General features: G+C 65.8%; 12 protein-coding genes. 8 read left to right on the forward strand and 4 right to left on the reverse strand.

What is annotated here, in order from left to right; translation table 11 throughout:
• The first annotated feature begins 22 nt into the window (after positions 1–22).
• The 8 genes from KAK07_RS01445 (at position 23) to KAK07_RS01480 (ending at position 8451) form a co-directional block, all read left to right on the forward strand.
• The gene (locus KAK07_RS01445) at positions 23–2446 is read left to right on the forward strand and encodes a transporter substrate-binding domain-containing protein (RefSeq protein ID WP_210858578.1); all 2424 of its coding nucleotides are present in this window, start codon (positions 23–25) and stop codon (positions 2444–2446) included.
• 124 nt (positions 2447–2570) lie between these two features.
• Positions 2571–3878 (forward strand): deaminase domain-containing protein, encoded by a 1308-nt coding sequence (locus KAK07_RS01450; protein ID WP_247664207.1) that lies wholly within the window; start codon positions 2571–2573, stop codon positions 3876–3878.
• Between the two features lie 10 nt (positions 3879–3888).
• A complete protein-coding gene (locus KAK07_RS01455; RefSeq protein WP_210858582.1) occupies positions 3889–4263 on the forward strand; it encodes a hypothetical protein in 375 nt (124 codons plus the stop codon).
• 79 nt (positions 4264–4342) lie between these two features.
• Positions 4343–5605 (forward strand): hypothetical protein, encoded by a 1263-nt coding sequence (locus KAK07_RS01460; protein WP_210858584.1) that lies wholly within the window; start codon positions 4343–4345, stop codon positions 5603–5605.
• Positions 5605–5901 carry a hypothetical protein gene (locus tag KAK07_RS01465; RefSeq protein ID WP_210858587.1) on the forward strand — a complete coding sequence of 99 codons (297 nt, stop codon included), beginning with the start codon at positions 5605–5607 and terminating at the stop codon, positions 5899–5901. Before KAK07_RS01460 ends, KAK07_RS01465 begins: the two co-directional genes overlap by 1 nt.
• 65 nt (positions 5902–5966) lie before the next feature.
• On the forward strand, positions 5967–6173 hold the full coding sequence (locus tag KAK07_RS01470; protein ID WP_210858589.1) for a hypothetical protein: 207 nt from the start codon (positions 5967–5969) through the stop codon (positions 6171–6173).
• Positions 6174–6520: 347 nt separating this feature from the next.
• Entirely contained in the window at positions 6521–7546 is a 1026-nt protein-coding gene (locus KAK07_RS25675; protein WP_210858591.1) for a tyrosine-type recombinase/integrase, read from the forward strand.
• 143 nt (positions 7547–7689) lie between these two features.
• Positions 7690–8451: a hypothetical protein gene (locus KAK07_RS01480; protein ID WP_210858593.1), complete on the forward strand. Its 762-nt coding sequence runs from the start codon at positions 7690–7692 to the stop codon at positions 8449–8451.
• Positions 8452–8551: 100 nt separating this feature from the next.
• Here the strand turns inward: KAK07_RS01480 and KAK07_RS01485 are convergent, their stop codons facing one another.
• From KAK07_RS01485 to KAK07_RS01500, 4 genes are all read right to left on the reverse strand, one after another.
• A complete protein-coding gene (locus KAK07_RS01485; protein ID WP_210858595.1) occupies positions 8552–9100 on the reverse strand; it encodes a hypothetical protein in 549 nt (182 codons plus the stop codon).
• The gene (locus tag KAK07_RS01490; protein WP_210858596.1) at positions 9100–10281 is read right to left on the reverse strand and encodes a hypothetical protein; all 1182 of its coding nucleotides are present in this window, start codon (positions 10279–10281) and stop codon (positions 9100–9102) included. The genes KAK07_RS01485 and KAK07_RS01490 overlap by 1 nt, the downstream gene beginning before the upstream one ends.
• Before the next feature lie 239 nt (positions 10282–10520).
• Positions 10521–11333 carry a hypothetical protein gene (locus tag KAK07_RS01495; protein ID WP_210858598.1) on the reverse strand — a complete coding sequence of 271 codons (813 nt, stop codon included), beginning with the start codon at positions 11331–11333 and terminating at the stop codon, positions 10521–10523.
• A 26-nt stretch (positions 11334–11359) separates the two neighbouring features.
• A complete protein-coding gene (locus KAK07_RS01500) occupies positions 11360–11698 on the reverse strand; it encodes a TA system antitoxin ParD family protein (RefSeq protein ID WP_210852010.1) in 339 nt (112 codons plus the stop codon).
• Positions 11699–11845 lie beyond the last annotated feature (147 nt).

An 11845-nucleotide genomic window follows, 5' to 3' on the forward strand; every position in this document is an offset into this window, starting at 1 on the left:
GCGTGAGCGGTGGCGATGGCTGGTGCTGTGCCTGCTGTGGGTGGTTCAGCCGCTGCTGGCCGCCCCGGCCTCGGCGCCCGCCGCCGCGGTCCTGCCGGCGCCGGCCACCACGCTGGTGCTCAGCGCTGCGGAGCGGCAGTGGCTCGACAGCCACCCCACGCTGCATGTCGGCCTGACCCGCGATTTCCCGCCGTTCTATGTGCGCGAGCCCAACAGCGACCGCGCCCATGGCTTCGTGCTGGAACTGCTTGCCCGCTGGACGCAGCGCCTGGGCGTGTCGACCACACTGCACCATTACGACAGCTTCGACGAGCTGCGTGCCGCGCTGCAGCGCGGCGAGATCGACCTGACGCCCTTCGCCGCGCTGGACCGCGCCCGTGCCGCCGGGCTGCCGGTGGGGGCGCCGGTGATGTCGGTGCCGCTGGTGGTGGCGGCGCGGCGCGACGTGCCCGACATCTCGCCCACGGCCGACTTCGCCGGCCGCCGGGTGGCGATCGAGCTGGGCTCCAGCGTCGACCAGGCGCTGGCCACGCGCTTCCCGCAGCTGCGGCTGGAACGCCACGCCACCGCGCGCGAAGCGCTGCAGGCCGTAGCCACCGGCGGCGCCGACATCTTCATCGGCTTCCAGCAGGCGGCGGTCTACCACATCGAGCATGAACTGCTGGCCAACGTGCAGCTGCGCGCCAACCTGGGGCCGGTGCCGATGGGGCCGGTGCTGGCGCCGGGTCGCGGCGTGCTGGCGGCGCTGCTGGACAAGGCGGCCGCCGAGGGCGGCCAGGCCGAGCGTGATCGCCTGGCGCGGCGCTGGCTGCCCGCGGGCTCGACCCGTCTGCCGCTGCCCGCGGCCAGCGCCCAGCTCAGCGAGCCGGAACAGCGCTGGGTGGCCGACCATGGCCAGCTGCGCGTGGGCTACGACCCCAGCTTCGCCCCGGTCAGCCTGCGTGGCCCGCTGGGCGACTTCACCGGCTTCGGCCCCGACCTGATGCGCCTGCTGGCCGACAAGGCCGGCCTGGCGGTGGCGCAGGAGGTGGGGCTGCCGTTTGCCGAGCTGTACGAGCGTGGCCGCCAGGGCCAGATCGAGGTGCTGGTGGGCATGGCCCGCACCGTCGCCCGGCGCGACGACTACGACTTCGTCGGGCCCTTCCTGAGCACCCCCACCGTGCTGTTCACCCGATCGGGCGAGCAGAGCCAGGTGGTGGACACCGCCGACATCGGCGTGCGCCGGCTGGCCCTGCTGAAGGGCCACTTCCTGCTGCCCGAGCTGCGCCTGCGCCATCCGCGCCTGTCGGTGGTGGAGCTGGATCGGCAAGACCAGGTGTTGTCGGCTGTGGCCGAGGGCGCCGCCGAAGTCGGGCTGGGCAACCTCTATGTGGTCAACGAATTGCTGGAGCGCCGCTTTGCCGGCCGGGTGGCGCTGTCCGGCGTGGTCAGTGGCGGTGACAGCGAGCTCTACCTGGGCGTGCCGCGCGGCCGCCCCGAGCTGACCCGGGTGCTGGCGCGCGCCATGGAATCGGTCAACGACAGCGAGTGGGCCACCTTGCGCGCCCGCTGGCTGGCCCGCGAGGTGCCCACCGGGCCCGACTGGCGCGAGCTGCTGCAGGTGGCCGGTCCGCTGGTGGCGGTGCCGGTGCTGGTGGCGCTGCTGCTGTGGATCGGCCAGCGCCGGCTGCGCCGCGCCCACGAGGCCGAGCAGCTGGCGCGCCGCCAGGCCGAGGACAGCATCGCCGCCCGCGGCCGCTTCCTGGCCTACCTGGCGCACGAGCTGCGCGGGGCACTGGGCGCGGTCAGCTCCGGCGCCCAGCTGCTGCGCACCCAGGACGACCCGGTGCGCCGCGACCGCCTGCTGCAGGCCATTGGCAATTCGGCCAGCAGCCTGCTGCAGCTGCTGGAGACCACGCTGGGTTACGAGCAGTCGCTGCAAGGCCAGCTCAAGCTGCAGCCCACCGCGGTGGCCCTGGGCCCCTGGTGGCGCGAGACGCTGGACCCGGCACGCCTGGCCACGCAGGCCAAGGGCCTGGGCTTCGTCGAGGAGAGCCGCGGCCTGGACGAGGTGTCCGCACACCTGGACGGCGTGCGCCTGCGCCAGGTGGTGCAGAACCTGCTGAACAACGCGCTGAAGTTCACCGCCGAGGGCGAGGTGCGCGCCGGGGCCTGGGTGGTCGACGGCAGCGACCCGCCGCGCCTGCGCATCGAGGTGCAGGACAGCGGCCCCGGCCTGAGCGCCACCGACCGCGAGCAGCTGTTCCAGGCCTACGCCCAGGGCGAGCAAGGCCGCCGCGCCCACCAGGGCGCCGGCCTGGGCCTGGCCATCAGCGCCCAGATCGTGCGCGCCATGGGCGGCGAGATCGCCTGCCTGGCGTCCGAGCGCGGCGCGCATTTCGCGGTCGAGGTGCCGCTGGGCCACGGCGCCGGCTGGGCGGACGCAAGGGACGTTGGTCCCGCGTGATCGGCTGGGTTCGTGTGGGGCCCGTGCTCTGCGCTGTCCCGAGGGGCGCAGTGCGAGGGTGGCGGGTTGGTCCGGGTGGGCTGATGCATTTGGCAATGCACTCGGACAGGGGCTCGTGGACTCGATGTCGGCACCTGACCAGTCCGATGCCGAGACCGCACGGCTGAATCGCTACGAAAAGGCGGCGCTCGAGCAGGAGGCTGCGAACAACAGAACGAGCCTCAACGCGTTCAATCGCGAAAACGACCCGTACTACAGCACCAGCTACGAGAACTGGCCTGACCAGACCGAGGCAGAGACTGCCAGGCTAAATCGATACGAAGCCGCAGCGGTAGACCAAGAGCGGTCCAACAACCGCACTCTGCTCAATCAAGCAAATCGAAAAGCCGATCGGAGCTACTACCATCCGATGCCACAAAGGGCTGCAGCGGTACCCTCAAGGGCAGCGCTTCCCGCCTCAGACAGCGATCTGCTGCATGCATTGGGGGCAATCGCAAAGGCGGACTTCTTGCGGCCGGTAGACCAGCGCTTGCAGCAGGCATATGCCAACGCCACAAGCGGAAAGTCTGGCTTAACTGCTGGTCCAGTCGTGATGGGCAATGCCCAACTGGTCGGGTACACAAGAGCTCACCCCGGCGATGACAACGCGATTCAACGGTGGTGGAACTCTGACCAGACGCAACAGCTGCGACGCACGAACATGTCGGGTGCCCTGCTCTTCGCGGCGGTTGATCAAGTCGGCGACTCGCTTGGCGGACTGACGGGCTACAACCCGGTTAGCAACAGCTACTACCTTCCGAACGAGCAGCAAAGTGCTGCATGGCGAACAGTGGCAGCTGTAGCGTCGTTTGCGCTTCCGGAAGAAGGTGTACTGGCGAATCAGTTGGGAGGCGCTCGCACTATTGGCAATATCGGTAGCGTCGCGGAGGAGGCACCTGCGCTCACCTACTTGAGCAATTCGACAGCTCCCGAAATCCGTGCGCGCCTCGTGGCCGCGTCTGACCAACTTCGTGCAGACCTACCGTGGGGTGGCAACGTCGGTATCGCCGAGGTGAATGTGCCGGCCTATTCGTCGGAGACCACGGTGCTCAAGGCCTATAGCGGAATTGACTCCGAGGTTGGCGAAATGGTCGATTGGCTGGCAAAGCCGCCGGGCGATGCGTCAACCTGGACGTTGCAGCCACGAGTCGCGACTGCGAAGTACCTCGATACTCCGGAAGGCTACCTTCGGAACGCCGATACCGAGTTCAAGATTTTGGAGAACGTGTCCCAGCGGCTCCAGGGCGTTGACAGTCCGGCGGGTACCATCAACCTCTACTCCGAGAAGTTGGTTTGCCCGAGCTGCTCGGACGTGGTTAACCAGTTCCGAACGATGTACCCCAACGTTCAGCTGAACGTCTTCACGAAGCAAACTCTCTTCTACCCTGGCTAAGGAGTCGTCGATGAACGGCAGAGAACCGACATATCGTGAGCTCAGAGACGTGGCGTCCAGAGCATTCCGCGAAGCGACCGAGAAGCGACACCTTACCGACCTTCAGGCTTTCGCATTCGCCTACGAGCACCTTGCAATATTCATTGACGGGGACGATGCGTGGAGGCGCCTTCTGGCACTGACGGCAGCATTCAAGGCTGCTGCTGAGGTCGACCTGAAACTGTTGGATGACAGCCCATTCACCGAGGACGTTCTGATTGTTCTTCGCGGCAGCTATGAGCGAGAAGCGCCTTCGGAGCTGAGCAGACACCAAGGCACATCGGGGGGGGACGATTTGCAAGCCGACATGGAGCTCGTCACTACGAGGTTCCTGCGAAACTTTTGAGCGCCTTATCCGATGAAAGTCCGCCTCGAGCGGACTTTCTACTTTTGGCAATGCGCTCGGCCAGGGGCTCGTCGACAGCATGCATGGCGTCGACTGGAGCAGCGCGCCCGACCAGTCCGATGCTGAAACTGCGAGGCTCAATCGCTACGCAGCCGCCGGCAGTGGCAGTGGTGAGCCTTCGCGCGATTGGTTCGCGGGCTCCAGCTTGCGCCTGGGCGAGTCGGGCCGAGGTCCGCGCTTGGGCACGGGAAGCATCGAGCCGGACCCGACGCCTGACGAGTTGCAGGCTGCCTTCCGGCAGTCGGAGCGCGACTATCGCAGCCGCACAGAACGCAGCGTGGCCGGCAGTGGTTACGTGGCGCGAAACGGCGACAGCATCTCGCGCATCGTGGGCAGCAGCGACCCGCAGGCCATCGGCAACTTCATGCGCGCCAACGGTCTGAGCAGCAGCAATGTCGAGGCCGGCCGGAACTACTTCAGGCCGGATGAGGTGACCGCCTACGGCGACAGTGCTGCGCTGGGCCAAGCGGTTCTGAACAACGACAACGCCCGGTTGGCCGCACTGGCGCAAGAGCGGTTCGCATTCAGCGACGGCCGCGATGCGCGAGACATCCGAGAGAGCTTTGCGTATCAATCGCGGATGTCGCGAGAGCTGGGTGACTTGCAGGCGCAGGCGGCCTATCAGGCCAAGCTTGCCAACGGGCCTAGCGTGTCAGCGTGGGACGGAGTCAAACGGGATGCACCCGGTGCTGTCAGTCCTGCATACAAGGCGGTTACCTCGGCCCTCGGCATGGTTGCCGATGGCCTCGGGACTGTGCAAGGCGTAGCCATCACCCTTACGGGCGCCGCGCTGACTGCGGCCCCGGAACCGACCACGCTGACCAAGTGGGCAGGCGTTCCCTTGGCAGCGTATGGCGCAACCTTCACCGCAAAGAGTGTGGCTGGCTTCGGGCTGAATGCGACAAACCTGGTAACCGCCCTTCGTGGTTCGACATTGGAGGCCGATTACTTGCCGGGGAGTGCGCTGGAAATGGCGGTCAGCCTCAGGGGTGGTTCGCCTGAAGCCCAACGTTTGGCGGTTGCTGGGGATTTGGCCTGGGGACTTGCCACAGGCCGTGTTCTGAATGCTCAGCTCGCAACGGGGTCAAATCCGCGTGTTGCTTCCCTCTTCCAAGAGGTTCCTTACGCTTACACATCGGCAGAGCGCCAGGCAGCACTGCTAGCACCAAACACATGGAACATAGTGACACGCCTTGAGCGACCCGCTGGCTATCCGGACCTTGGCGTCAAGGTATGGGAGAACATCGTGTTGCCATCCATGCCGCCGGAGGAGAAAAAGTGATGCGCGTCGCAGAAAACCTACCATCACATTTAAAGGTCATTGCAGCGCTTCTAACGCTGCTGGGGCTTGCTCTCAATCTAATGCTTGCAATCTCACCGCTCTGGGGGTGGCATCCGTTCCTAGGTTGGTGCGCGTCTATCGTTCTGCTGGCCTTCGTGTGGGAGGAGCGGCGCTCTATTCGCGCTGCACTGAGTGGGCTGGGACGAACGGCGGACCGGGTGTCAGCCTACTGTTTGCTCACCGCGGCCATAGTCGCGATTCTGGTCAACACGGTGATTGCGCTTGCTGCGGCGTAGATGGGCGCCGTGTTCCGGGAAGCTGCTCTGACCTGGTCGCTACAAGAGGCATGCACCCATGCCCGTTGCCTGCTTGGTACCTCTACACCACCGATGCCTCGTCGTTACGCCTGCTGACTGACGACGGCACGCCATCGCCTGAGCTGAGCACCGAGCCTGCGCGCACGCTGGCCGATCTGACCGCGGCCATCCATGCCGCGGCGTGCTGCCTGGGCGAGCACGAGCTGCGGCACCTCGAACAGGCCATCGCGCTGCAGCGCTGGCGCCGCTGAGCCTGCGGCGTGCAGCCGGGTCAAGGCTGGCCGTGAGGCCCACCCTCGAGGGCTTGGCCTTGAAGCTGCATTACGCCGCCCGACGCTCGCCGTGTGCGGCGCCTGGCCGTTGAAGGCCTTGCACCGCTGACGGCAGAGGGCGACGCGCCCCCTTCCCTGTGACGAGCGGGGGATGGGTTGGAGCCGCTGCCGCGAAGTTGCGCCCGCCTGAGCGGGCAGACACGGTCCCGGGGAATCAGTGGCACATTCCCCCGCGCCCTCGCCACGGTGCCCGGCGCGGCGTCGGCGGCGCCGCCTCACCTTGCCGATGCGACAGCCCGATCGCCGGGCATTCCCCGGAGACCACCATGCACGCAAACGACCGCCGTCTGCCCGAAGACGCCCTGCTCGACAGCATCCCTCGCCCCTCGCCCGAGCGATCGGACACCTCTCCCGGCAGCCTGCCCAACACCCTGCAGCGCTACCTGGCCTACCGCGGCATGCGCGGCAGCACCGCCCAGGGCCTGCTGGCCGTGCGCCGCTACGGCGAGGACTTCATCGCCTGGTGCGTCACGCAGCGCGTCCACCAGGTCCGACAGGTCGATGCCCGATTGCTGCAGGCCTACCAGCAGGCCCTGCATGCCTACCGCCAGCGCAATGGCCAGCCCTTGTCGGTCAACGCCCGCCTGGCCAAGCTGGTGCCGGTGCGCGGCTGGCTGCTGTGGCTGCTGCGCGAGGGCGAACTGCCCAGCGATCCGGTGGCGGCGATGGAGCTGCCGCGCGCAGACCGCGTGCTGCCACGCCACTTGCTGGGCCCCAGCGAGATGCAGCGCCTGCTGGCCGAACCCGACACCGGCCGTCCGATCGGCCTGCGTGACCGCGCGATGCTGGAGTTGCTGTACTCCAGCGGCCTGCGCCGCATGGAACTGGCCGGCCTGCAACTGAAGGACCTGGACCTGCCCCGCCGGCTGCTGTGGGTGCGCCTGGGCAAGGGCCGAAAGGACCGTGTGCTGCCAATCACCGCCGTCGCGGTGCATTGGCTGCAGCGCTACCTGCAGGAGGTCCGACCCCGCTTGGTGCGGCCTTCGATCGACCCTGGCCAGGTGTTCCTGGGCGCCTATGGTCGGCCCTTGAGCCTGGCCTGGCTGTCGCAGATCGTCTCGCAGCATCTGCGCCATGCGCTGCCCGGACACGTCGGCAGCTGCCACCTGCTGCGCCACGCCATGGCCACCCAGATGCTGGAGGGCGGCGCCGACATCCGCTACATCCAGGCCATGCTGGGCCATGCACAGCTGGGCAGCACGCAGATCTACACCCATGTGGCGATCGGCCGGCTGCAGGAGGTGCATGCCAGGACGCATCCACGGGCCAGCGCCGAGGACACGCAGAGCTGAGGCGTTGCCAGCCCGGACAAGCGGACTCTGTCCGGCGACTGTCGCCAGCGCGCCGCAGACCACTTGAGCTTGGCCGGTGCGGGGTGGCCACTGCGGCACCGCGCGCCGACAATGCCAACTCCACAACCCACAACATCAGGGACATGTTGAACTCGACCATCCGTCGCGCCATCGGGCGCAGCTTCGCTCTTCTGTCGTTCTCGCTGCTGGCCGCCTGTGGCGGCGGTGGCGGTGGTGGCGGCGACCCCAGCTACGCCGTGGACCTGTCGCCCAAGCCGCTGACGGCCCGCTGGACCGATGCCATGGTGGTGCTCGAGCCGGTCAGCGGGACCGCCGTCTTCGACAAGGCGCCCACCGGCACGGTGTACCCGGTGGTGGTGATGGATGCGCCCAATTTCGTGTCAGAGACCGTGGCCGTGCGGCAGATCTCGGGCACCACCTACGAGGTGGACCTGACGCCCAAGTCCTCGCTGTCGGTGGGCGTGCACACCGGCACCCTCACCCTCAAGCTGTGCAAGGACCCGCAGTGCAATGCGGTGTACGCCCTGACCGGCGGCAGTCTGCCCTATGAGCTGACGGTGTCGGCGGCGATGGCCGTGTCGCTGACGATCAACGGCGTGCCTGTGCCCGATGGACGCGGCGGCCAGTTGACTGCCCGTGAAGACGATGTGCTGACCGTGGACATCAGCAGCGGCGACACGATCGAGCTCAGCTCGCATGCCGAGGTCGACTGGGTGGCCAGCACGAACAACCAGGTCAACAACTCGATCACGGTGCTGTCCTCCACGCCCACCAGTTGGCGCGCCGTGATCTCGGGGCCGCCCAATGCCAAGGACCTGTCGGTGCTGGCGATCCCCAAGGACACCAATCAGCGGTCGGCGCAGTACTCGTTCTTTATTCAGTGAGGGGAACGGCGCTGTAGGCCTCGCCCCTTACTACTTCTGAGTGGTACGGCTGGCGGGGTGCAGGTCACACGGCCTTGGGTGGGTGTGTTCTTAGGAGAGCTTATCTCGCAACATTGCCTGCGATGGTCTTGGCGCTCTCTACCGCGCAGTGAGCAAATTTCCAGTATAGAACTCCCCCGACCGCCCCGTATGACTTGGCTATTGCGCACTCGCGGCTGGTGGCATCTACGTTCGAGCAGCTGTTGCGAGACAGTGATGCTCCCGCCCCATATCTCGCATCAATGACCTTGGCAAGCCGCACCTCCCAATCCGGAATCTCAAAGGCGTCAGCGTACTGCGAGAGCAAAGTCTCAAACGTTTGGATGTCCGCCTGATCGTAGTCCTTTGTGTAGCTGCGGAAGCAACTAACGGCTTGTTGGGAAGCCTTTTCGATTTGAGCGCGAACCTCTCCGCGGTCGGCTGACAGCGGGCCCGACTTTTCATCAGATGACAGATTTCGCTGCCATCTTTCAGTCAAGGTGGCGCGGACAACAGCTGTTAGCTTGGCGTCCTGCGGGGCCTCGTCAGCCAAGCCAACCGAACTAGATAACGCGAGTGTGATCGCGAGGACTTGAGCTCTGGCTTGCACGGTCAAGAGATGGCGATGCATTAACGGCTCCACCCATTTCGCATCTTGGTGATTGTGCCGTTGAACAAGTCTTGAATAGCCAAGCCTGGAATGCCTGCAAGCATTGACGTAAGCCTTGGCAGGCCCTGCGCTGCGTCAACACTGCAGCCAATCGATGCTCCCTGTCCGGCCACATTCAGGCTCTTGCCGATCTCAAGGCGTCCGTCTATCACGTCAACAAACGGCGGGCCGTACTTCTTCGCAGCCTTCTCGAGAACCTTGGCGGCGTCCTTGTTTTCCATCCCATCAAGGACATCGCCCAATGTCTTAGTCTTCGTGTCCGGGAATGCCTCTTTGATCTCGACAGGATTGGCGTAGGTAAGCAAACCGTCACCACTGAATACAGTAGTGAGCACAGCGCTTGAGGCATTACCCAGCGTCATGAGATCAAGGCTCTTTTGTGTCGTGACGGACGTTGCGATGAGCTGGTAAGCATCATCGCCAAGTGGCTTGCGTGACAGCATCCATGCATCATCCGTTTTGAACACCGCGCTGTCGCCCTTGATCTTCACGCCACCGCCTTGGACAAGGTCGGCCTTGAGCTCTAGGTCACCGAAGCCCGGCGTCTTCAGCTTGCCATCAGCGAGGCATTGCAGATCCGCCACTTTGCCCAATGCGGCCACGCTAGACAGCGCTTCTGCACCGGCTTCTCCAAAGAATGGGGCGAGCGGATTCCCTTTCGGCGACGGCGGAATGGGCATCGCATCCGGTCCACCCTGTGGCCTCACCCACGGCTCGTCATAGGTGCCGTCCGGGTTTTTGATTCGAACACCGTCTGGTGTTCTCTCGATGACCCTGCCGTCAGAGCCATACAGCTTTCCATCAGCGCCGCGCCGCAGCGGCTCTTCCTTCGTCCCAACCTCGAGCGCCAAACCGCTAAGCCCCTTGGCGCGCTGAGCCTTGTCTTGGTACGCAAACCACTCTTCATCGCTCGGCGAATCCGAAATCACCGTGGCCTGATCAAGGTTGCGGACGTTTTCTTGGTTGATCGCAGCCCAAACATCGGCCTCATTCGGAGCCTTTGTATCCCACCGAATAGCCGCGTCTTTGCGTGAACTTTCATCGAGGGCATCAACGCGGCCGGTCGCCTGCATCTCATCGACGATGGAGATGCCCAACGCATTGCCAAATGCATCAGCACCATGACGATCGCCGATGCACACGGCATCGGCGTCCGCCCCCTTGACGCCTCCGGCGTGCCATCCAACGAGCCTTGCCGGATCGCCTGGGTGGCGTCACACCCACTGCTGGCGCGCCCAAGCAGTGGGGCGATGCGGTGTCGTAGGCAGCATCGCACGCCGTGAAGCGCATGCTGTCCGTGGCCGTGCGTGCGCGGGCACACCTGCGGCGGCCTGGAGCCTCATCGGCGCCTGTTCGAGGAAGCGGCTGGTCCTTTCCCGGACTACGTCGTGGCGGCGCTACGAGCGGCGATGGCTTTCTCAATGGCGCGCAGCTGCGGCTCGTGCACGGGTGCCGCAGCCCGGATCTCGTCGGTGGGTACGGCGTCAAGGACTTCAATGCCATGCTGACTGAGGATCTGCCGGCCGCCACGACTGAGCGCCAGCCTGTGCACCTGGTGGATCATGGACCCCAGTCGCTCGTTCTCGCTGGGTTGGCGCAGCACGCGGCGGATCGCTTCCCGAGCAACGTCCACCGCCCAGATCGCCTGGGTGACGACGTGCGGGCCTTTGGATTCCAGCAGACCCACAGCGTTCTGCACTCGGGAGTCCAGAACATGCAGAGGGTGCATGACCCGGATGCGATGGCCTGGCGTCCACTCGATCTCGACGCTGTCGCGCCAGACGGCCTGGGTGAACTCGCGAGACTGTCGCAGGCCGCTGACCGTGAACAGCAGGTGCAAGACGTCGATGTTGCGCACCTTGCCCGCCGATCCGGTGCGAATGCGGATTTGTGCCACCAGCGACGTGAGGGCGTCGCTGTCCGGGGTTAGCAGCGATGCTCGCAGGCTGGTGGCAATGTGCTGGGCGCGCTCCAGACTGCCCAGCGCATCGCCGTCGTTGGAGATGGCTGCCGCATTGGGCGCCACGCCATAGCGGTCCATCCAGAAGGCCAGGGCTTGACCGCCGACAAGCACCATGTCGGTGCCCATGTCCTGAAGAAAGGCATTGAGCGTGGCCGCGTCCAGCGGCACTTCGTCATCCGCGAGTATGGGCTCGGTGTCCCGTGCCTGTGGACGCGGCGGCTGCGTGCCCATGGCTGTGCCTGCCCGGGTCCCGCAGGCTAGAGCGCCGAGTTGATCGCCTTGGCTTGCCGTGCGCGGCCGCCCGAGAACCAGCTCATCGACTCCTGTCCGGCCCGGCCCGATTCGATGGCCGCGATGTCGCGCGCCTGCTGGGCACGTTTGGCCGCCCACAGCGTGCTCTCGGGCAAGCTGCCGCTTGACCGTTCGCCCCGCAGCAACTCGACCAGTTCGCCCACCGACAGGCCGCTTTGCTCCAGCGCCGCACCCAGCCGAGCCCAGTGCTCAATCTGCTGCGCAGCCGAGCGCGACAGGATCTCGCCCCGGCGATACGCCTGTTCAAACAGCTCGGAGGAGATGCGGACTGAGTTGCTGCTCATGATGTTGTGGCAGATTACCACAGTCGCGCTGTCGGCGGACCATCATCGTTTCGGCCTGCGGCGGGACTCGCGCCGGCTGGGCAACGCGCAGGCCTGTGTCGATGTCGCCGCTGTCCCTGCAGCGGCAATTTGCCGCATTCGCCGCCA

Source organism: Ideonella alba, from assembly GCF_018069875.1.
Classification (GTDB): Bacteria; Pseudomonadota; Gammaproteobacteria; order Burkholderiales; family Burkholderiaceae_C; genus Ideonella; species Ideonella alba.